The 21,736-nt window shown below is 69.8% G+C and carries 14 protein-coding genes; 9 read left to right on the top strand and 5 right to left on the bottom strand.

Annotated elements, in window-relative coordinates; all coding sequences use genetic code 11:
- Window positions 1–549 precede the first annotated feature (549 nt).
- Entirely contained in the window at window positions 550–8,373 is a 7,824-nt protein-coding gene (locus ABD340_RS35045; protein WP_344594922.1) for a SpvB/TcaC N-terminal domain-containing protein, read from the top strand.
- A gap of 21 nt (window positions 8,374–8,394) precedes the next feature.
- Here ABD340_RS35045 and ABD340_RS35040 read toward each other — a convergent pair whose 3' ends face one another.
- From ABD340_RS35040 to ABD340_RS35020, 5 genes are all read right to left on the bottom strand, one after another.
- Entirely contained in the window at window positions 8,395–11,223 is a 2,829-nt protein-coding gene (locus ABD340_RS35040; protein ID WP_344594921.1) for a SpoIIE family protein phosphatase, read from the bottom strand.
- Window positions 11,224–11,540: 317 nt separating this feature from the next.
- The gene (locus ABD340_RS35035) at window positions 11,541–12,800 is read right to left on the bottom strand and encodes an MFS transporter (protein ID WP_344594920.1); all 1,260 of its coding nucleotides are present in this window, start codon (window positions 12,798–12,800) and stop codon (window positions 11,541–11,543) included.
- Between the two features lie 91 nt (window positions 12,801–12,891).
- Window positions 12,892–13,632 (bottom strand): hypothetical protein, encoded by a 741-nt coding sequence (locus ABD340_RS35030; RefSeq protein ID WP_344594918.1) that lies wholly within the window; start codon window positions 13,630–13,632, stop codon window positions 12,892–12,894.
- A gap of 294 nt (window positions 13,633–13,926) precedes the next feature.
- Window positions 13,927–14,127 (bottom strand): hypothetical protein, encoded by a 201-nt coding sequence (locus ABD340_RS35025; RefSeq protein WP_344594917.1) that lies wholly within the window; start codon window positions 14,125–14,127, stop codon window positions 13,927–13,929.
- Window positions 14,128–14,638: 511 nt separating this feature from the next.
- Window positions 14,639–14,875 carry a hypothetical protein gene (locus tag ABD340_RS35020; RefSeq protein WP_344594916.1) on the bottom strand — a complete coding sequence of 79 codons (237 nt, stop codon included), beginning with the start codon at window positions 14,873–14,875 and terminating at the stop codon, window positions 14,639–14,641.
- 138 nt (window positions 14,876–15,013) lie between these two features.
- On the opposite strand from ABD340_RS35020, the gene ABD340_RS35015 reads away from it, so the two are divergent.
- The 8 genes from ABD340_RS35015 (at window position 15,014) to ABD340_RS34980 (ending at window position 21,507) form a co-directional block, all read left to right on the top strand.
- Window positions 15,014–15,538: a DUF5753 domain-containing protein gene (locus tag ABD340_RS35015; RefSeq protein WP_344594914.1), complete on the top strand. Its 525-nt coding sequence runs from the start codon at window positions 15,014–15,016 to the stop codon at window positions 15,536–15,538.
- A gap of 8 nt (window positions 15,539–15,546) precedes the next feature.
- A complete protein-coding gene (locus ABD340_RS35010) occupies window positions 15,547–15,759 on the top strand; it encodes a DUF397 domain-containing protein (protein ID WP_344594913.1) in 213 nt (70 codons plus the stop codon).
- Between the two features lie 42 nt (window positions 15,760–15,801).
- Window positions 15,802–16,926, top strand: coding sequence for a hypothetical protein (locus ABD340_RS35005; RefSeq protein ID WP_344594911.1), 1,125 nt, complete (start codon window positions 15,802–15,804; stop codon window positions 16,924–16,926).
- Window positions 16,927–17,127: 201 nt separating this feature from the next.
- A complete protein-coding gene (locus ABD340_RS35000) occupies window positions 17,128–17,481 on the top strand; it encodes a hypothetical protein (protein ID WP_344594910.1) in 354 nt (117 codons plus the stop codon).
- 120 nt (window positions 17,482–17,601) lie between these two features.
- On the top strand, window positions 17,602–19,062 hold the full coding sequence (locus ABD340_RS34995) for an MFS transporter (protein ID WP_344594908.1): 1,461 nt from the start codon (window positions 17,602–17,604) through the stop codon (window positions 19,060–19,062).
- Window positions 19,063–19,262: 200 nt separating this feature from the next.
- Complete coding sequence (locus ABD340_RS34990; RefSeq protein WP_344594906.1) at window positions 19,263–19,793, top strand: carboxymuconolactone decarboxylase family protein; 531 nt, start codon at window positions 19,263–19,265, stop codon at window positions 19,791–19,793.
- A 595-nt stretch (window positions 19,794–20,388) separates the two neighbouring features.
- Window positions 20,389–20,793 carry a hypothetical protein gene (locus ABD340_RS34985; RefSeq protein ID WP_344594905.1) on the top strand — a complete coding sequence of 135 codons (405 nt, stop codon included), beginning with the start codon at window positions 20,389–20,391 and terminating at the stop codon, window positions 20,791–20,793.
- 69 nt (window positions 20,794–20,862) lie between these two features.
- Window positions 20,863–21,507 carry a DUF305 domain-containing protein gene (locus tag ABD340_RS34980; RefSeq protein WP_344594903.1) on the top strand — a complete coding sequence of 215 codons (645 nt, stop codon included), beginning with the start codon at window positions 20,863–20,865 and terminating at the stop codon, window positions 21,505–21,507.
- The last annotated feature ends 229 nt before the right edge of the window (window positions 21,508–21,736 follow it).

Genomic DNA, 21,736 nt, shown 5'->3' with positions numbered 1-21,736 from the left:
CAGCGAGTCGTCGGCGCCGAAGGGCGGGCGGGCGCCCGGACCGCACGGATCACAGGTCGAAGATCCGTTGGCGACCGGGAGCGCCGTCCACCGCTCGACGGCTCCAGGGGGGCGACTCCCCCTCCTTTCTTCCTGGGCGGCGCGTCCGCCAAACCGCCGGACGCGCGGACTTTTCGAACGCCGCACAGGAGGACTCTTCGCGATCTTCCAACCGCCCGGAACCGACTTTGTCGATCACTCGGCCGCCCCATCCAGAAGTCCCTTACATTCACCCCGATTCACCAATAAAACGACGTCCACGCCCGCACCGTGATCAAGATTCTTTCCGCAACCGGATTAATGGATCTTCGTTCGCTGATATAGGGGCCGGTCACACCGGAAGGCCCGTGCGGCGTTCCGTTTCTGTGTCGCACCGGAGACGGGCGTCCCGGATTAATCACAAAGCCCGCGGGGAAAGCCACGGATGATCCCCGACACATCCAGTTGCCGGTCCTCTCACGGGCCGGCCGGACGAGATGGTGCAGAATGCCGAATCTTGCCTTCTCGCGCGTGCAGGTACCCGCCGTCTCGCCGCCCAAGGGCGGTGGCGCCGTCCGCGGGCTCGGCGAGAAGTTCGCTGCCGACCCCGCGACCGGCACCGGATCCATGAGCGTGCCGATCGTGACGAGCGAGGCCCGTTCGGGCTTCCATCCCGAACTGGCGCTGTCCTATGACTCCGCCAACGGCAACGGCCCCTTCGGGTTCGGGTGGCGCCTGTCCACGCCCATGATCACCCGCAGGACCGACAAGGGCGTGCCCGAGTACCGCGACGGCGACGAGTCCGACGTCTACATCCTCTCCGGCGCCGAGGACCTCGTCCCCGTGCTGCGCCCCGACCGCACGCGGTTCGCCGACGCGGACACCGCTCCCGGATACGTCGTCCACCGCTACCGGCCGCGCACCGAGGGCCTGTTCGCCCGGATCGAGCGCTGGACGCACCTCGACAGCGGCGACGTCCACTGGCGCTCCGTCACGTCCGACGGCGTGACCACGCGGTACGGCACCGACCACCGGTCGCGCGTCGCCGACGGCCCCAGGGTGTTCAGCTGGCTCGCCTGCGAGAGCTTCGACGACAAGGGCAACGCGCTCGTCTACGAGTACGCGGAGGAGGACGCCGGCGGCGTCGACCTCACGCGCACGAGCGAACAGCACCGTGCCCGCGGTGCGAACCGCTACCTCAAGCGCGTCCGGTACGGCAACCGCGTCTCGCGCCTCCTCGAGCCGGATCTCAGCAAGGCCGAATGGCTGTTCGAGGCCGTCTTCGACTACGACGAGGGGCACGTCGAGCCGCTCGCTCCCGTCCCGGGCGTGCCGGACGACGAGCAGCACCGGTTCGTCCGGGCATCGCCGTCGGCACGGCACGCGTGGTCGGCACGCCCCGACCCGTTCTCGGCGTACCGCGCGGGCTTCGAAGTGCGCACCCACCGCCGCTGCCGCCGCGTCCTGATGTTCCACCACATCCCCGCCACCGCCACCGGGGAGCCGGGCTACGACGGGCTGGTGAGCTCCACCGAGTTCGACTACGCCGACCTCGACCGGGCGGTGAACGTCGACGAGGAGCTGGCCCACCAGGGCAGCACCCGGTTCGGCTCGCTCCTGCGGCGCGTGACGCACAAGGGCTACGCACGCGACGACACCCGGCCGGTCGCCGTGCGGGACGGCGTCGAGTTCGCCGCCTACCTCGAACAGTCGCTCCCGCCGGTCGAGTTCGAGTACACCCGCCCCGCCATTCACGACGAGATGCACGACATCGACCCGGCGACGCTGCCGGACGGTCTGGACGGCCGCGACCACCAGTGGGTCGACCTGCACGGCGAGGGCATCTCCGGCGTGCTCGTCGAGCAGGCCGGCGCGTGGTTCTACCACCGCAACACCAGCCCGCTGTCGCCCCGGGCACGGTTCGGCCGCGCCGAGCCGGTCCCCCTGGCGCCGAACACGCCGCTGACCGGCGACTCCGGAGCCGCCCGCTTCATGGACCTGGCGGGCGACGGGCGGCCCGACCTGGTCACGCTGGACGGCCCGCTGCCCGGGTTCCACGAGCACGACGACGGCGAGGGCTGGGGGCCGTTCCGGCCGTTCGCCTCCCGCCTCGACCGCGACACCGGTGCGGCGAACCTGCGGCTGGTCGACCTCACCGGCGACGGACTCGCGGACGTGCTCGTCACCGAGGACGACGCCCTCGTCTGGCACCCGTCGCTGGCCGAAGAGGGCTTCCTGCCCGCGCGGCGGGTGGCCCGGCCGTACGACGAGGAGGACAGCGGGCCGCGGGTCGTCTTCGCCGAGGAGGGCCATTCGGCGCTGCTGGCCGACATGAGCGGCGACGGTCTCACCGACCTGGTGCGCGTCCGCAACGGGGAGGTCTGCTACTGGCCGAACCTGGGCCACGGCCGGTTCGGCGCCAAGATCACCATGGACGGCGCGCCGGTGTTCGACTCGCCCGAGGAGTTCGACGAGCGCCGCGTCCTGCTCGCCGACCTTGACGGGTCGGGCACCACCGACATCGTCTACCTGCACCGCGACGGCGTCCACCTCTATCTCAACCGGTCGGGCAACGGCCTGAGCGGGCCGCGCCGCCTCGACGTCCCGCCGCCCGCGCACGACTTCGCCATGATCACCCCCGTCGACCTGCTCGGCAACGGCACCATGTGCCTGGTGTGGTCGTCGCGGTCGCCCGCCGGCGCGGGGCGGCCGGTGCGGTACGTCGACCTGATGGGCGGGGTGAAGCCGCACCTGCTCACGCGGGCGGTCAACGACCTCGGCGCGGAGACGACGGTCCGCTACGTCCCCTCGACGGTGTTCTACATGGCGGATCGCGAGGCCGGCCGCCCGTGGCTCACCCGGCTGCCGTTCCCGGTCCACGTCGTCGAGCGGGTCGAGGCCTTCGACCGCGTCAGCCGGCTCCGCTTCGTCACCCGGTACGCCTACCACCACGGCGACTACGACCCGGTGGAACGCGAGTTCCGCGGTTTCGGCATGGTGGAGCAGTGGGACACCGAGCACCCGCTCGACCCGTCACCGCCCGCCGAGAACGAGGACGACTCCTCCCGCGTACCGCCGATCCTCACCCGCAGCTGGACGCACACCGGCGTCCACGTCGGGCCGGAGCACGTCTCGAACGCCTTCGCCGGGCTGCCCGATGTCGGCGATCCCGGCGAGTACTACCGCGAGCCCGGCCTGACCGACGCGCTACGCAGCGGCGGGCAAGACGGCGCGCTGCTGCTCGACGACACGGTGCTGCCGGACGGGCTGACCGTAGAGGAGGAACGCCAGGCGTGCCGCGCGCTGCGCGGATCGATCCTGCGCCGCGAGGTGTACGCCCTCGACGGCCAGGGCACCACCGAGTACCCGTACGGCCATCCCTACACCGTCACCGAGCAGAACTACGCCGTCCGGATGCTGCAGCCCTGTGCGGGCAACCCGCACGCGGTGTTCCTGGTGCACGCCCGGGAAGCGCTCACCTACCAGTACGAGCGCGATCCCGCCGACCCGCGCATCGGCCACGCGGTAGTCCTGGAGGTGGACGACCACGGCAACGAACGGCGGTCGGTCACCATCGGCTACGGGCGCCGCGCCCCCGACCCGGCGCTGCCCGAGAGGGTCCGTGACGGCCAGGCGCGGATGCTGGCCACCTACGCCGAGAACGACGTCACCAACGCCATCGACACCCCGGAAGCCTTCCGCGTTCCGTTGCCGTGCGCCTCGCGTACCTACGAGCTCACCGGTGTCGCACCGGCCGAAGGCCGCCGCCTCACCTTCGACGAGATCGACGCCGCGGCGAGGGCCGCCGCGCCGCTGGCCTACGAGCAGGCGCCCACCCCCGGCAGGTGCGAGAAGCGCCTGATCGACCACGTGCGCGGGTACTTCCGGCGCGACTCCCTCACAGGCCCGCTGCCGCTGGGCGCCGTGGAGCCGCTTGCGCTTCCGTACGAGAGCTACAGCCTCGCCCTCACGCCCGGCCTCGTCGGCGCCGTCCACGGCGACCGCGTCACCGACGCCATGCTCGCGGACGAGGCCCGCTATGTACGCCTCGATGGCGACGACGGGTGGTGGGCCCCGTCAGGGCGGGTCTTCTACTCGCCAGGCCCGGCCGACCCGCCCGCCGCGGAGGCCGCCCACGCCCGCGCCCACTTCTTCCTGCCGCACCGCTTCCGCGACGTGTTCCACACCGAGGAGGTGAGCACCGAGCATTTCGTCACCTACGACTCCCACGATCTGCTCGTCCTGGAGACGCGCGACGCGCTGGGCAACCGTGTCACCGCGGGCGAACGCGGCCTCGACCCAGCGCTGCCGCCGGTTCGCGGCGCGAACGACTACCGCGTCCTGCAGCCCACCCTCGTGATGGACGCGAACCGCAACCGGACGGCGATCGCCTTCGACGCCCTCGGCGCGGTCGCCGGCACCGCGGTCATGGGCAAACCGGAGGAGGTGCCGGTGCCCGGCGACCGGCTCACCCCCGAATTCCGCGCCGACCTGACGCAGGCGGAGATCGACGCGGTTCTCGCCGACCCCACCGGCGCGATGGCCGCGACGCTGCTCGGTGAGGCCTCGACCCGCGTCGTGATCGACCTGACGGCGTACCGGCGCTCCGCGGGCCCGGACGGCGGCGTACCGACCCCGACCGCCGTGTTCGCCCGGGAGGAGCATGTCGGCGCGGCGGAGACCGTGCCGATCCAGGTCGAACTGTCGTACAGCGACGGGTTCGGCCGCGAGATCCAGCGGAAGGCCCGTGCCGAGCCGGGTCCCGTACCGGGGGCAGCGCAGGACGCCGACCCGAGGTGGGTCGGCACCGGCTGGACGGTGTTCGACAACAAGGGCAATCCGATCCGCGAGTACGAGCCGTTCTTCACCGGCACCCACCACTTCGAGTCCGACGTCCGGGTCGGCGTCTCGACCCTCCGGTTCTACGATCCGCTGGCGCGGACGGTCGCCACGCTCCATCCCGACCACACCTGGGAGAAGGTGGTCTTCGATCCGTGGCGGCAGGAGACCTGGGACGCCAACGACACCATGCTGGTGGCCGACCCCGCCGCCGACCCGGACGTCGGGCCGCACTTCGCCCGGATCGCCTCCGCCGAGTACCTGCCGACGTGGTACGCCCTGCGCACCGATCCGGCCGAGGCGGAGGCGTTCGCGACGCGCTACCCCGACCCGGTCGACCGCGGCCACGAGACACGGGCGGCCGAGCGGACAGGGGTGCACGCCGCGACGCCCACCGTCGCGCACGCCGACTCACTCGGCCGTACCGTCGCCACGGTCGTGCACAACAGGTTCGCCTACAGCAACGCGTCCGCCGGCGCACCGGCGATCGAGGAGTTCCACCGCACCGAGGTCGTCCTCGACATCGAGAACCAGCAGCGCGAGGCCATCGACGCGAAGGGCCGCGTCGTCGCGCGTTTCGAGTACGCCGTGCTCGGCGCCCGCATCGGCAGGTTCAGCATGGAGGCCGGTGAGCTGCGCACCCTGCCGGACGCGGCCGGGAACCCCTGCCTCGTCTGGGACGGCGACCGGCGGTTCCGCACCGTCTACGACGCGCTGCGCCGTCCGACCGGCGTCCTGCTGCGGGAGGGAGAAGGCGCCGAGGTCCTCATCGGACGCACCGTCTACGGCGAGAGCCGGCCCGACCCCGAGATCGGCAACCTGCGCGGCAGAGCGGTCGAGGTGCACGACCAGTCGGGGGTCGTCATCACCGACGACTGCGACTTCAAAGGCAACGTGCTGTCGACCAAGCGCCGGTTCGCCCGGGACTACGCCGGCATCATCGACGTCTCCGCCGACGTGCCGTTCGAGGACGAGACCTTCATCGAACGCACCCGCTACGACGCGCTCAACCGTCCCGTCCAGCTGATAGCGCCGCACAGCGACCGGCCCGGCACGGTGGTGAACGTCATGCAGCCCCTGCGCAACGTCGCCGGACTGCTGGAAAAGGTGGACGTCTGGCTCGACCAGGCCGCCGAGCCCAACGAACTGCTCGACCCCGCCACCGCGAGCCTGCACGCGGTCACCGGCATCGACTACGACGCCATGGGCCGGCGCACACTCGTCGACAACGGCAACGGCGTCCGTACCATCTACGCCTACGACCCGCTGACCTTCCAACTCACCCACCTCCTCACCCGGCGCGACCCCGCCGCCTTCCCGGAGGACTGCCCCGACCCTGCGCCGACGGGCTGGCCCGGCTGCCAGGTACGGAACGTCCACTACACCTACGACCCGGTGGGCAACACCACCCACGTGCGTGACGACGCCCAGCAGACCGTGTTCTTCCGCAACAGGCGGGTGGCGCCGGGCTCCGACTTCACCTATGACGCCGTCTACCGGCTCATCGAGGCGACCGGACGCGAGCACCTCGGCCAGACCGGCGGCACCCCGAACGCGCCCACCCCGCACTCCTCCGATGACCTCGCACGGCTGCGCCTGCAGCACCCCGAGGACGGCAACGCGATGGGGCGCTACTTGGAGCGCTATAGGTACGACGTCGTCGACAACATCGAATCGATGCAGCACCGGGGCTGCGACCCGGCCCACGCAGGCTGGACGCGTACCTACGCCTACGAGGAGCCGAGCACGCTCGACCCGAACGAGTACTCGAACCGCCTGACCAGCACGACCGTCGGCGGCCTCACCGAGCCGTACGGTTACGACGCCAACGGCAACCTGCTGTGCATGCCCCACCTGCCGGTCATGGAGTGGGACTTCGACGACCAGTTGCGGATGACGCAGCGGCACTCGGGGAACAACGGCGAGCGCACCTTCCACGTGTACGACTCGTCGGGCCAGCGCGTGCGCAAGGTGACCGAGTCCGCGCCCGGGCAGATCAAGGACGAGCGTCTCTACCTCGGCGGCTTCGAGATCTACCGCCGCCACGGCTCCGACCCGCTGGAGCGCGAGACCCTGCACGTCAGCGACGATGAGCAGACCGTCGCCATGGTCGAGACCCGGGTCGCCGGTGACGAGCCGGGCGTGCCGCGACGGCGCGTCCGCTACCAGTACGGCGGGCAGGTCGGTGCGGGCGCCCTGGAACTCGACGAGGCCGCGCAGGTCATCTCGTACGAGGAGTGCTCGCCCTATGGCAGCACCACGTACCAGGCGGTCAGCGGCCAGACCGTGGAACCGAACCGGTACCGCTTCACCGGAAAGGAACGCGACGAGGAAAGCGGCCTGTACTACCACGGTGCGCGCTACTACGCGCCCTGGCTGGGCCGCTGGACGGCATGCGATCCGGACGAAATCGCCAACGGCCCCAACCTCTACGTGTACGCGCTCAACAACCCCCTGGCGTTCTACGACCCGTCCGGCGCCGCGCCCAAGGAGTACGAGGACCAGCGCAAAAAGGACACGGCCAAGAAGGCGCGCGAGATGGAACGCAATCGTGCCGCGGCGAAGGCGCAGGGGAAGAAACCCGACCCGATGCAGAAAACGATCGACACCTACAAGAAGAAAAAAGGTAGAACGCCGATCGACCAGCATCACAACCTGGGGGTCAAGCAGGCGGCCGAGGTAAAACTCAACCCTAAGAAGATGGGTAAGAACATGACTTCGGTCTATCGCCCCAAGACCGACACCGTGAAGGCCGGCATCGGCGATAGGCCGCACTGGGATCCCGAATTCAAAGGCAAGATCACGTCACACCACAACGCGGCCAAGCACATCGATTTCGACGAGCAGGCGAAGGGCCCGGAGACGCAGAAGTACAAACAAGAGGCTGCCAGGGTGAGCAAAGAGCGTTTGCCCGACACCGTCGATTTCACGGAGCGACCCACGAAGGACTGGACCCGGGAGCCGGGGTTGGCGCAGAAGGAACCGAACCTCGAACTCAAGACAGGGGAGGTGAAGAGTCCGAAGGGGAAGGGGCCGAAGGGAAAAGGCCCCAAGGTGAAAGGTCCGAAGGGGAAGGTCGGCGGTCTCGTCGGCAAGGCCATCATGATCGGCGTCGCCGGTTACGTCCTGCTCAGGACCGGGGACGCGTACGCCGCCCTCCAGACGGCGAATCCGCTCGCCAACACCACGGACGCCTGGAGGGAGGGCGACCGGAGCGCGGGCAACCTGGCCTGGAGCCTCACGAAGGACGCCTACGACTGGACCTGGGCGGGGACGGCGACCTCCACCGCGCAACTCGTCTTCGAGCCCCAGGGCGACAACATCTACGACCAGAAGCTCATCGACCGGGCGCTGCAGGAGGGCCGCAACCCCTTCTGCGCCCAATGCCACGGCCCTGGAGGCGCGCTCGACCCGAACAATGAGTGGAACCGGAAGGCGGAATCCCAGTCGAGGGTCGATCTCGGGCCCACCTCGGCCGACGCCGCAGCCGCCTACCGATGGCTGGGCGGCCGGTGAACGCCCTCGGCGGCCGGCCGCTCATCCAGGGATGGCCTGCTCGGTCCAGATGCTCTTGCCGTCGGTGGTGTAGCGGGCGCCCCAGCGCTGGCAGAGGGCGGCGATCAGCTGCAGTCCGCGGCCGCCCTCGTCGGTGTCGGCGGCGCGGCGGATCCGCGGGGTGGTGAGGCTGCCGTCGGACACCTCGCAGATCAAGGTCCGGCTGCGCAGCAGGCGCAGCCGGACCGGCCCCCGGGCGTGCCGGATCACATTGCCTACCAGTTCGCTGGCCACGAGCTCGGTGGTCATCACCAGATCGTCCAGATCCCAGGCGTCGAGTTGCTCCCGGACGTGCTTGCGGGCCTGCCCGGCGGCGATCGGATCCTCGGGCAGCTCCCAGGTCGCGACGTCCTCGGCCGACAGGCGGTTGGCGGAGGCGATCAGCAGGGCGGCGTCGTCCGTGGCCGGTTGCCTGGTGGGGCGCATGGCGGTGATGACGGCTTCGCACAGGCTGTCGAGATCGTCCTGCCGGCGGCCCGCGGTGAGAATCCGGGTGAGATCCGCCAGACCGGAATCGATGTCGTAGGAGGCGGACTCGACCAGGCCGTCGGTGTAGAGCACCAGAAGGCTGCGTTCGGGCAGGTGCAGATCGACGGTGTCGAAAGGCGGTTCGGCGGCGCCGAGCGGCGGGTTGGGGGCCGCGTCCGGAATCTCGACCGTTCCATCCGGATGGACGACGACGGGCATGGGGTGCCCGGCGCTGACCAGGGTGCACGCGCCGGTCGTGGGGTCGTACACCGCGTACAGGCAGGTGACGCAGTAGTCGGCACCGAGGTCGCTGACGAGGTCGTTGAGGTGGGTGAGCAGTTCCCCGGGTGGCAGTTCGAGGTCCGCGAGGGTGCGCACCGCGGTGCGCAGCCGGCCCATCGTGGCGGCCTCGGCCAGGCCGTGCCCCATGACGTCCCCGATGACCAGGGCGACCCGTTCCGCGGACAACGGGATGACGTCGTACCAGTCGCCGCCGACGTCCGAGCTGCTGGCGGGCAGGTAGCGCGCCGCCGCCAAGACGCCGGGCACGGCGGGCAGGTCACGGGGAAGCAGCAGGCGCTGCAGCGCCTGCGCGCGGGTCTGCGCCGTGTCGTACAGCCGGGCCCTCGCCACGGCCTGGGCGATGAGCCCGCTGAGCAACGCGAGCAGGGTGCGTTCCTCGCCGGTGAACCGGCGTGACCGGGCCAAGGGGATCACGCAGCAGCCCGTGGGCGCCTCGGGAGCCGCCAGAGGCAGGAGGACCCAGCCGTCCATGCCCTCGCCGGCCGTCAGACGGGCGAGGTCGGGGTACCGCTCGCGGTACTCGGCCCTTGTGCCGATGACGACCGGGGCAGGCCCTTCGAACACGTCGGCGAGGGCGGAACGATCGACAGGCCCCTGCTCCTCACTGCGACCCAGCAGGTCCCGGGAGTACCCGGCGGACCCGATCACCCGCAGCCGGTTGTCTTCGAGCGCGAGCACGGCCAGGGCCGTGGCGCCCAACCTCGGCAGCACCCGCTCGGCGATGACGCGCACCACGTCCCGGACCCCTACCGCCTCGCCCAGGGTGCGGGTCAGCTTCTGGATCCAGGCGGTCCGCTCCGCGGCCGCGTGCTCGGCGGCCCTGCGCTCCGCCTCCCGGATCCGCCGCTCGGTGACGTCGGTGAGGTAGAGCGTCAGACCGGCGGGCACCGGCACCAGCCGCACGTGGTACCACCGGTGATCGGTCGGCCACTGCACATCGAAACTGGCGGGCTCGCCCTCGGCGACGGCTTGCCGGCACTGAGCCTCTAGACCGGGCAACGTGCCGGCGGGCAGGTCCCACAGCATGCGGCCGTGCAGGCCTTCGGTGGGCGCCAGCAGACGTTCGGCGCTGAGGTTGACGAAGGTGATCCGCCAGTCGCCGTCCACCGCGAGGAACGCGTCGGTCATGTACCGCAGCGCGTGGTCGACCGATTCCCGGGCGAGACGGCCCTCGGTGGTGTCCCACACCGTGCCGACCATGCGGGCGGGCTCGCCGTCCTCCCCCATCACCACCCGGCCGCGCGCCTGCATCCAGCCGACCGTCCCGTCCGGACGGCAGGCACGGTACTCGATCTCGTAGATGCTCCTGGTGCGGACGGCCTTCTCGGTCGCGGCCATCACCCTGGGCATGTCGTCCGGATGAATGATGTCCACCCAGGTATCGATGTTGTAAGGGCCGGTGGAGGGTTCGATGCCCATCACCGTCAGCCCCGCCTCGTCCCAGGCCAATCCGCCTGTGCGAATGTCCCATTCCCAGGAACCGACCCTGACCGCGTTCAACGCCTGCCGAAGCTGGGAGTCGGTGGATTCCTCCTGCCACCACCGGCCCTGGCGCACTCCAGAATCAGGAGACGACAGCGCGAGCCGGTCGGCCAGCCAGCTCGCCAGCCCTTCGAGGAAAGCCCGCTGGTCGCCCGTCGGCTCGCGGGGCCCATCGGTCAGCACGGACAGGACGCCGAGCGTCGTTTCGGAGTTCCGCAGCGGAACCGCGGTCACCATCACGGTGGACGACCTGGTGGGGGTGGCGACCGGCCTCCGCACGAGCACGCCGTCGCTCTGGGTGCGGGCGACGACGTCCCCTACCTCGTCCCACGCCTGCAAGGCCGTCCGGGGCAGCCCGCACGTGAGCACCAGGCGCGGCTCGTGACTACCGGCCAGACCGCCCCAGTGCACCGTCCCACCGAGCGCATGGAAATGGGCCACGGCCTGATCCAACGCGCACTCCAGGACCTGGCTGTCGCTGAGTCCCCTGCTCACCGACGCGAGTACGCGCAGCCGCTTCTTGCCCGTACCGGTGATGGAAGATTCGTTCGGAGCCATGTCTGTCTCAATCGCATCGCAACAGGCGGGGTTTAGTTACCCACACAAGTGGCAGCGCGCATAAGGCTCCTGCAATCACCAATAAATTTTTGGAAAAAATTCGCCGGGAGACGTCGCGGCCCCCGGGTTGGGGACCGGGGGCCGCGACATGCGGGGACCTCGCTCGGTCCGTTCAGGGGAGTCCGGACCGGGCAAGGCGGTTCACACAGCGGCCGCGTTGGGGGCTCCGCAGCCGACACCTCTTACAGCGCCACGGGCCGCCGTTATGTCACACGTGGGGCGCCCGGGATCCCGGGCGCCCGCGTGGTGGGTTGTTCTCAGTGGTGGTGGGTCAGTTGGACGGGCCGGTGCTCGGCGTGGGTGGTCTTGTCCAGTCGCATGGAGACCAGTGCGAGGAGGAGGCCGGCGGCAGTGATGGTGCCGCCGATCCAGTTGACGGAGGTGATGCCTAGGCCGCCGTCGATGGCGGCGCCGCCGAGCCAGATCCCCAGGGCGGAGCCGAGGGTGAAGGCGGAGATGTTGGCCGCCGAGGCGATGTCGGGGGCGTCACCCGCCGTCTGCATGACGCGTAGCTGCAGGGGCGCCACGACGGAGAACGCGGCGGTGCCGTAGGCGAGGATGCCGATGATGGCGGTGACCGGGTGCTGGATGAGCAGGGTCATGGCGAACAGTGTCAGGGCCAGGGCTCCGACCGTGCCGGCCAGGGCGGCAGGCAGGTTGCGGTCGGCGAGCTTGCCGCCGAGCTGGTTGCCGGCGAAAAGCCCGACACCGAACAGCAGGAACAGCGGGGTGACCCAGCTTTCGTCCAGGCCGGTCGCCTGGGTGAGCTGCGGCGCGAGGTAGACGTAGCTGGTGAACACGCCGCCGTAGCCCAGCAGGGTGGTCAGCAGCCCGATCAGGACCGCCGGCCGCCGCAGCGCACCAAGCTGCGCCTTCAGCGGCGCCGTGCCGCCTCCTCCCATGTGCATCCGGGCATGCGCGTCCAGGTCCTCGGCGTCATGCACGTGGTGCTGGTCGTGGCCGAGGCCACGCGGGATGAGGAGTAGCAGGCCCACCAAGGCGAGCGTGCCGAACACCACCAGGGTGCCGAAGGTGGCCCGCCAGCCGAGCGCCTTGCCGACCGCGGCGCCGATGGGGGCGCCCAGGATGGTGGCGGCGGTGGAGCCGGCGAAGACCGTGGCGATCGCGCGGCCCTTCATCCGGTCCGCGACCAGTTCGGCGGCGAACAGCGCCGCGATGCCGAAGAACGCGCCGTGTGCCAGCGCCGCGACGATACGGCCGCTCATGATCCAGCCGTAGGACGGGCCGAACAGGGAGATGGCGTTCCCGGCCAGGAACACCCCGGCCGAGCTCAGCAGCATGAAGCGACGGGAGGCCTTGGCCCCGATCGCGGTGAACAGCGGGGCGCCGATCGCGACCCCGATCGCGTAGGCGCTCTCGAACATGCCGACCGCGCCGATGCTGACGTCCAGCGCACGGGCGATCTCCTCGACCACCCCCGCGACGACGAACTCGTCCGCGCCCATCGCGAAGGCGGCGATCACCAGGGCCCAGATGGCCAGCGGCATCTTTCTCATTTCGAACAACTCCTTGGAAGAGCCGGGATAAGGGGGGCTTGTCATGGCGCCGACCGCAACAGCGGTGCATGCCTTTTCCTCCTCGGATCGGTCAGGTGTTGAGGGTGAACTGCGCGGTGCGGACGGCGTCGCCGTGCTTGAAGTCCAGGAACAGCCGGTACGTCCCGGGACCGGGCACCACGGCGTGGAAGGTGATGTCGGGACCCGGCTCGGTCACCCCGTCCCCGGGCTCGCCGTTCGGGTGGACGTGCACATAGGCCAGATCACCGGCTCGCAGGACCACCAGATGGCCGTAGGCCCCCAGGTAGGGCTGCAGATCGGTGACCGGACGGCCGTCCCTGCTCACGCTCAAGGTGAGGGCACGTCCCTCGCCCGCGACCAGATCACCGGCCAGCTCGACCTCGAAACCGTCCACCGTGAACGAGCGCCCGGGCCCAGGAACCGGGCGCGGCTCGTACGGCCCGGCGACGGCCAGATCCGCGCCGAGCGTGATCGTCCGGCCCAGCTCTCGCGGCGCGATGTCGGTGAACACCCGGTACGACCCCGCCTCCTCAAGCTCCAGCCGCACCGACCAGGTCCCCGCACCGTCCCGTTCGGGATGCACATGCCAGAACCCGGTCAGCTCCCGCCGCACCACGATCAGATGAAGCTCGCGGTCATGGATCGGCGTGTACCCGGTGACCGGCCGCCTGTCGGGCCCCAGGATCCGGAACCGCAGCTCGACGCTCCCCCGCTGGACGATCGTGTCCGCCAGGTCGAGCGTGTACCCGTCCTGAGAGACCTGCAGGCCCCCCGGAACCCCGTGCCCGCCGTGAATCGCGTGCATGTCCATGTCGTCCGCCTCCTCGCTCGTTGATCTTCAACTGACGAGAACAATACCCCCTAGGGGTATCTTCCGGGTAGGCATGTGGCATAAGTCATACGAAGCGACCGCCCACGATCCGGTCCTGCAGTTCGACCGGGCTCGCTCACGCGACATGGAGGGCGCCCCGTGCGGCCCCCGCGGACGTCCCACACCGCTGCACCCTCCGACCCGCAGCACACGAAAGAGCCGGTCGGCGCGGGCCGTCGGGCAGGGTGACGATGGTCCAGCCCATCGGGCTGGACCATCGCCGGCGGGTTCCTGTCAGCGCTCGGCCGGGTCGAGCAGACGTCCGGTGATCGCTGCCGGGTTTTCCTTGGTGCCGGGCTCGATGCGCTCCTCAGCGTGCCCGTAGACCACCGTCACGGACTCGCCGCTCCTGTTGGCCTCGTCGATCGCGTCGTACATGACATCGTCGAGGTGCAAGGTCGGGTCATTGTCCGGCACTTCGATTCGTTTCGGCATATGTCTTCCTCCGTCTGATTTTTGTGGCGCCCTGCTGGTGTGCCGGGCGCGCCTCGGGGATGGACCGTGCCGAGATGGCGGAACATGCAAGCAGCCGCCCTGTCGCTGGTCCGGGCGTCGGCAAGACTCGTTGATCTTCGCGCAGGTCACGGGGCGTACGCGGCGGCCGGGCGGGTTCCGGTCCGGGCACAGCGGGAGTAGACCGCCACGCGGCGCGCTGTCGCCGGCACAACCGCGCACCATCACCTCGGGCGTGCGCGGATTTGTGAAACCCGCGCTGGTCAGGGGCCGGTTCCAGTGGCCGCCGGGCGGACGGGCACGCATGTCAACCAGCCGACCCCCCTTTACCGCCTGCTCCGCTGAGATCCGGCGCTCGCCGAGGGGGCCATGTAGTGCCTGCAGGACTTCACAGGGAGCGGACGGTGACCCGGGACAGGCAAGTCGGCCATCGCATTGCCGCCTTGGGTATCTTCCCGCAAGATCATGACGTGAGCCACAAGGGATGATCGAGCTACCCCCACCTCGTATTCACATCGAAGGCGTGAAGGACATGCTCGGTGGTTTCCTGCAGGTCGACGAGCGGATGACGGTGGTGAAGACCGCCGCTCGTCCAGGAGAACGCCGCATGGCACACCAAGATATTGATCCTTGCGGTCATGATGACGAAGATCCCAGTCGCCCCGCTGTTGTGCCTTGCGGTGATGCCGCGCTGCACCAGGTTGTCCTTCAGGTGCTGGGCGGCGACCACCGACGGGATTCGATGGGGTGAATGAGGCCAGGTGGGAGGCAGCGGTAGGGCGACCACACGGCCTTGCCCTGAACCGGCTGCGAGGCGAGCCGTGACCGCGTTCGGCGGTGACCCCATGCCGAGACGATCGCCTCGACGATGCCCAGCCCCCTGCCGTGCTCGTTCATCCCGGGACTCCTTCAAACCCAGGATTACGCTCGCGAGGTCATCAGCGCCGGGATACCTCGCGGCGGCGAATCGGAGATCCGTCGCCGCGTCATGGCCAGGATGGCGCGCCAGACTCTGCTCCGCCGGGAACCACACCCACCACATCTCCACGCGATCATCGACGAGGCGATCCTCCAACGGCCGATCGGTGGCTGGGATCTGATGAAGGACCAGCTACGGCATCTGTCCAGGGAGAGCAGACGCCCCAACATCAGCTTTCAGGTGCTCCCGTTCTCGGCGGGGACCCATGCAGGACTCGAAGGACTGTTCATCATGCTGAGCTTCCCTGACGAGGCCGACCCGGACGTGGCCTACACCGAGGGCGTCTATGGCGACGTCTATTTGGAAAGTCCCGCAGAGATCGACCGTTGTAGCATCGCTTTCAAACAACTTAGCGAAGCAGCACTCAGCCCCGGGGAGTCGGTGGCGTTGGTCGATGCCGCCGCGAAGGATTAGAGGTCACCATGTCCAGTCGCGCCCTCGATCCGAGCACCGCCGCCTGGCGGAAGAGCAGCCATAGCGGAAGCGGCAATGCCTGTGTCGAGGTGGCCGATCTTGCGGGTGCGGGCATCGCCGTCCGCGACAGCACAGACCCCGCAGGCCCGACACTCACCTTCGGGCACCACGAGTGGAACACACTCCTTGAAGTGATCAAAAGCGGCACGGATGGGCGGTAAGCCCGGCCGTCAGGTGTCAGGGCGGGCTGCCATGATCGCTCCATGCTTTACGACAGCGTCGCGGACAAGGTGGGCGCGATCGACGACTCGGTGTGGTCGGACGCCCTGGCCAATGGCCGCTGGGTCCTGGACCTGGTGGACGACTACGAGGCCGTTGTCGGCGGCAGCAGTGACATGTCGGTGCGGTTCGAGGAGCTCCGGCGGCTGAGTGCGGAATTGGACCGGCGCCTTGCGGAGGAGGACGCGAGCGTGCGGGCCGCGGCGCTCTGCCTCGCACTCAGCGGTGAGGACCCGGGCATCGAGTGGGTGCAGCGTTTCACCCGGCTCAGGTTGAGCTGGACGCCGGACCAGCTCGACGCCCTGTGGCGATTCTTGGAAACACACGACGGTGTCTCCTGGGCCCGCTGGGTACAGGTGGCGCTGAACGGCCTGCCGACCACCGACATCGGCAGGCCGGCGCCGTCGCTGCGCGCCGTCGACACCAGGCTCTCGCAGCGGTCGATCAGCAGGTGGGACGGGACCGCCGCGCTGATCAGGGAGCTGCGGTCACACCTGAAGAGCGTCGACGGCCCGGCGACCACCCTGCCGATCTCGGTGCTGCCGCCCCGCGACCGGTGGGCGATCGAGCTGCGCGACTGGTTCGAGGAGAATCCGGCGCCTGAGGCGATCGAGCTGGCGGTGCACCTGGCCACGATCGGAAAGAACCGGCCCACGCGCGCCTGGCAGCGTATGTGCGTCGACCTGGGGACGGCCGAGGAAGCCCGTGAGTTCTTGCGGACGGCGCTGCGGATCCTGCTGACGTGCGAGCCGACGCGAATGCGCCGCCACGGGATGCAGCAGGAGGTGCTGCTCGACCACGTCCGCAACGTCGAGGTGGCGCGTGGGGTGGTGTGGGCGACTGCCCTGCTGGAGGGGAAGGCCGCCGTGCCCGCACTGGAGGCGGTCTATCTCCACACCGCGTTCGGCCTCGCCCATCACCCCGAGGCCCCAGTGGCCACGGCGGTGGTCCACGCTCTGGGCATCATCGACGATCCGTCGGCGGAGGCCGCGCTGGAGCGGCTCCGATCGCGCGCATTCGACCACGTCGCCCGCAAGCAGATCGACACGGCGCTGCGTGCCGACGCCAAGCGCGCCACCCGCGTCCGTCAGAGCCTTGATACCTGGTAGTGGCTGATGAGCCGGTCGTCGCCGATCCTCCGTACGATCACGCTGAGGTGGACGGCCACGCGTTGAGGTAGCCGAGGACGAGGTCGTCCGCGAGGCGCCGGGGCTCGCGAACCGGTCCGGCTCGGGTACGTCAACTGGCGTCCGGACGACCTGGCCGCGCGCGCTTCGCGTGTCGCCCGACTGCACATCGACGCCTGGGTCATGCCGTCCCACACGCAGGCGGCCCGGGTCGCGGACGGCAGCATCGACGACGACGGCGGCATCACCGGCCCGGCCTTCTTCGACCACGTGCGCCGCCTCCGCCGTCCGGTCATCAACTCGCCCAAGGGCCAGACCATGCCGGTGCCGCCCGACCTCGCGCGGCGACCGGTCGTGAACCCGGCGCCGCACTGCTGGGCCCTGGTGTCCCGGCGCGACGAGCCCCGCGCGGCCGTGAAAGCCACCATCGAGGCACTGACGAGCGACGTCGGCACATCGACCACCGGGCCGCGACGACGTAACGCGTTCCTCTACGCGCAGGTGTTTCCGCGGTGCGGACGGTGTCGCCGTACTTGAAGTCCGGGCAGACCCGCGTGTGCATCTCGTCGCGATGGCCCCTCGGGTTGCCGTTTGAGATTTACCCCCCTAGGGTATGCTGCGATCATCACATACCCCCTAGGCGTATAAGGAAGGGTCATGTCTCCTGTATCGGCTCCATCGGCGGCGCGCCGCCACTGGGCGCTGGCGCTCATCGCCGCCGCCCAGTTCATGGTGATCATGGACACCTCGATCATCGGTGTCGCGCTGCCCCGCATCCAGGAGGACCTCGAGTTCTCCCAAGAAGACCTGTCGTGGGTCTTCAACGCCTACGTCGTCGCCCTCGGCGGCCTGCTGCTGCTAGGCGGCCGGCTGTCGGACCTGTTCGGCGCCCGGAAGATGTTCAGCGCCGGATGGCTGGTCCTGCTCGCCGGCTCGGCCGTCGCGGGCGCCGCGGGCACCGTGGCCGTCGAACTGGCCGGCCGCGCCGTGCAGGGCGTGGGCGCCGCGCTCATCGCCCCCTCGGCCCTGACCTTGCTGATGATGCTGTTCGGATCCGAGCCGCGCCAACTCACCAGGGCCCTGGCCCTCTACGGCGCGGCCGCCCCGGCCGGCGGCACCGCCGGGGTCTTCCTGGGCGGCGTCATCACCGAGTACGCCTCCTGGCCCTGGGTCTTCTACATCAACATCCCCATCGCCGTCCTGGCGCTGGCCGCCACGCCGAAGCTGATGCCCGGCGGCACCACCGGGGCGCGCGGCTCGATCGACGTGCTCGGCACCCTCACCGTGACCGCCGGGCTGGGCACCACCGTGTACGCGATCGTCCGCGCTCCCGAAGTCGGGTGGGGCTCGGCCGCCACCTGGGGCGTGATGGCCGCCGGGCTCGTGCTCCTCGCGGCGTTCCTGGGAATCCAGGCCGCCCGCCGCGAACCGCTGATGCCACTGTCGATCTTCCGCGCGCCGAACCTGGGCGCCGCCAACCTGGCCCAGCTGCTGCTGGGCGCGGCGTGGATCCCGATGTGGTTCTTCCTCAACCTCTACCTGCAGCAGGTGCTGGGCTACAGCGCCTTCCCCTCCGGCGCGGCCCTGCTGCCGATGACCATCCTGATCATGATCGGGATGATCACCCTGGCGCCGCGGGCCATCGGCCGCTTCGGCCCGAAGGCGGTCACCGTCACCGGTCTGCTCGTTCTCGCGGCGGGCATGGGCTGGCTGTCGCTGGTCCGGCCCGGCGGCGACTTCTGGGTGGACGTGCTCCCGGCATCGCTGGTGGCGGCGCTGGGCATGTCGCTGGCCTTCATCCCCTCGCTGGGCACCGCGATCTCCGCCGCCCGTCCCGAGGAGGGCGGCCTGGCCTCCGGCATCGTCAACACCAGCTACCAGGTCGGGTCCGCCCTTGGCCTGGCCGCGATGACCGCCGTCGCCGCCGGGCAGGGAGCCGACCGGCTCGGTGACCTGCCCGCGCTCACCGACGGCTTCTCCGCCGCCTTCATCGGCGCCGGTCTCATCGCCCTGGCCGCGGCGCTGCTGGCTGTGCTGACGCTGCGCACTCCGCGACCGGAGCCGCGGCCGAAGAGCGGCGCCGTCCAGGCGGGCGACCGCGAGACGGCGGGGCGCTGACCCCGGCGGCCCACGACACGCCGACACGAGGAATGCCATGTCGATGTCCAGAGCCCGGGTCAAGGCCGGTTAGCCGGTCCGGCCGCCCTGCCCTGTCTAGCCCAAGGCACCGCCGGGCGGAACCCCCGCCCGGCGGTGCCGTCCATACCTACTCGGCCCGGACACACGGGCCACCCCCTCGAAGAACTGGAGAAATCGCAATGCGCAACCTGCCTCCGCTCGACCCCGCCGACGCGCCGGCCAAGTCCAGAGAGCTCCTGGACGAGATCATCGGCCGCCGCGGCTCCGTCGGGGACATGGTCAGCACCATGGCCCACTCTCCGGCGCTCCTCCAGGGCTACCTCGACTTCTCCCGTGCGATGAAACGGGCCAAACTCCCGCGCGCGCTGAGCGAGAAACTCTCCATCGCGGCGCAGGAGTGGATCGGCTGCGGGACGTGCATGGCCGCCCACACCGCCGCCGGCCGTGCCGCCGGGTTGAGCGAGACCGACATCGCCTTGGCCCGGCAGGGCACATCGACCGACAGCCGTGAGGCGGCGCTGCTGGCCTTCGCGATCCGCGTGCTGGCGGAGCCGTCCTCCCTCACCGGCGACGACGTGACCGCACTGCGCGAGCACGGCTGGAGCGACCGCGTCATCGCCGAGGTCGTCGGCCTGGTGACCCTCAACATGCTCACGGGTGCCTTCAACCTCGTCGCGGGCATCCAACCGGGCGAGGCTCGGACACGTTGACGGAGGCCGCGGTCAGTCGCTGGCAGAAGAAGAGTGCCACGGGGCGGCAGCGTCCCGCCCCGTGGCACCTATGGAGATTGAGAGGGGACGCGGCGCATCTGGCGCCGCGTATCCCTGACATCGTGGACGCCCTCTCGCGACGGGGAATCGCTCTCTCCATCTACTAAGGAGAGTAGTATCCAGCTACTCCCCTGTCCACTCGCGTCGGAACGATCGGGACGCATGAGCATTCCGGTCGACCGCCCACCTGCTACTAAAAGCGCTAGGACTGGTGAACCCGACTCCGGAGACTGAACGTCCGGCCGGCACGGACCATGGACCAACGAATTCCCCGAGCGATCGAACCCGCCGCAACGCAGCCGCGTACTAAGGCTTATAGTAGCCACTGAGCAGGGCGGCAGGATGCGCCAATCCGAACCGCCGCACTGCGCGTATACGTAGGTCAAGCAAATGCCGAGTCTGCGATACAGGGGAGGATTCGACTACGTCCCGCACGCATCACCGCCTGAGGTCGCACGCCTAGGCGCCTTCTTTACTAAGGGATGTAGTTGACCGTCGCAGTGCCATGCCGTCGTCTCTGGAGAGCGGGAGGTCCATGTTGAAGACACCCGCGCGAGATCGCGCGACTTGGACACTCCTGCTCGGGCTGGCACTGGCCTGCTGCGTGATGGCCATGCACGGCTTTCAAGCCTCCAACAGCCCCATGGCCTCCTCGGGCATGCCGGACGTCAGCGCCGTGCACGCACCAGCGGGCGGCGCGGCGACCGAGCGCGGCACATCGCACAGCGACCGGCCGCACGACCCCGAACAACACGCCGGCGGTGAGATCTGCCTGGCTCTGCTGGCACTCTCGGCCCTCGCCGCGCTCCTCCTGCTCGTACTGCGTGTGTTGCGGCCCGGGTCTCTGCTCCCGCGCACCACTACCACTCGGGCACGTCCTCGGGGCTCGGGCCGCTCGCCCCCGCCCCTGACCTTCAGATCGGCCGTGTTGCGGCTGTGACAGGGACCGCGCGTCGCCTCCCGGCGTCCGCGTTCCCGATCATGTCACGACAACACGGAAGGTCACACCATGAAGCACACGATCCCGTTCATCCTCACGCCCGTCCTCGCCGTCACGCTCGCCGCGTGCGGCGGAGGAGACAAGGAATCGGGCGGGGCCGCCGGCCCGAGCCAGGCGACGTCCAGCAGCGCGGCACCGGGTGCCGGGCAGCAGGCGGGCCAGCACAACCAGGAGGACGTCAAGTTCGGCCAGATGATGATCCCGCATCATCAGCAGGCGCTCGAGATGGCCAAGGCGGCCAAGACGAAGGCCGCCATGCCGGAGGTGAAGAAGCTGGCCGCCGACATCGAGAAGGCCCAGGATCCGGAGATCAAGCAGATGACCGCCTGGCTCACCAGCTGGGGCGCCTCGATGCCCGCGCCGGAGATGACCGGCATGGACCACGGCGGCATGAACGACGGCGGCGGAATGAAGGCAGGCGAGCACGGGATGATGTCCGCGCAGGACATGCAGAAGCTCGAGAAGCTGTCGGGCATGGCCTACGACAAGGCCTTCCTGGAGATGATGATCAAGCACCACCAGGGGGCCGTCACCATGGCCAAGAAGCAGCAGACCGCGGGCCAGTTCCCGGCCGCCAAGGCGATGGCGGGCACCATCGTCACCTCGCAGACCGCCGAGATCGCCACGATGCAGGGGATGCTCAAGAAGATGTGACACCGGAGGAATGACACGAAAAGGCCCGGCGCCGATCTCGGCGCCGGGCCCGCTCGTCGTCCGCGACGACCGCCGCGGACCTGAGATCAGGTAGTGGCGGTCCGGACCTCTCGCGGCTTGCGGGAGTCCGTCGTGCCACCGCTCCCAGACCGCTGTCCCTTGACGGGCTTGAAGCGGCGGAGTCGGAGGCTGTTGCTGACGACGAAGACCGAGGAGAACGCCATCGCCC

It is taken from the genome of Actinomadura vinacea, from assembly GCF_039532545.1.
Taxonomy (GTDB): Bacteria; Actinomycetota; Actinomycetes; order Streptosporangiales; family Streptosporangiaceae; genus Spirillospora; species Spirillospora vinacea.
This window is presented reverse-complemented; position numbering and strand designations above follow the sequence as displayed.

Bases quoted from the DNA above. Each gene is read 5' to 3' on its own strand.
- ABD340_RS35025 (WP_344594917.1), bottom strand. From the start codon at position 14,127: ATGCCGAAACGAATCGAAGTGCCGGACAATGACCCGACCTTGCACCTC.
- ABD340_RS34995 (WP_344594908.1), top strand. From the start codon at position 17,602: ATGTCTCCTGTATCGGCTCCATCGGCGGCGCGCCGCCACTGGGCGCTG.
- ABD340_RS34980 (WP_344594903.1), top strand. From the start codon at position 20,863: ATGAAGCACACGATCCCGTTCATCCTCACGCCCGTCCTCGCCGTCACG.
- ABD340_RS35030 (WP_344594918.1), bottom strand. From the start codon at position 13,632: ATGGACATGCACGCGATTCACGGCGGGCACGGGGTTCCGGGGGGCCTG.
- ABD340_RS34990 (WP_344594906.1), top strand. From the start codon at position 19,263: ATGCGCAACCTGCCTCCGCTCGACCCCGCCGACGCGCCGGCCAAGTCC.
- ABD340_RS35035 (WP_344594920.1), bottom strand. From the start codon at position 12,800: ATGAGAAAGATGCCGCTGGCCATCTGGGCCCTGGTGATCGCCGCCTTC.
- ABD340_RS34985 (WP_344594905.1), top strand. From the start codon at position 20,389: ATGTTGAAGACACCCGCGCGAGATCGCGCGACTTGGACACTCCTGCTC.
- ABD340_RS35000 (WP_344594910.1), top strand. From the start codon at position 17,128: ATGCCGTCCCACACGCAGGCGGCCCGGGTCGCGGACGGCAGCATCGAC.
- ABD340_RS35005 (WP_344594911.1), top strand. From the start codon at position 15,802: ATGCTTTACGACAGCGTCGCGGACAAGGTGGGCGCGATCGACGACTCG.
- ABD340_RS35015 (WP_344594914.1), top strand. From the start codon at position 15,014: ATGCCCAGCCCCCTGCCGTGCTCGTTCATCCCGGGACTCCTTCAAACC.
- ABD340_RS35010 (WP_344594913.1), top strand. From the start codon at position 15,547: ATGTCCAGTCGCGCCCTCGATCCGAGCACCGCCGCCTGGCGGAAGAGC.
- ABD340_RS35040 (WP_344594921.1), bottom strand. From the start codon at position 11,223: ATGGCTCCGAACGAATCTTCCATCACCGGTACGGGCAAGAAGCGGCTG.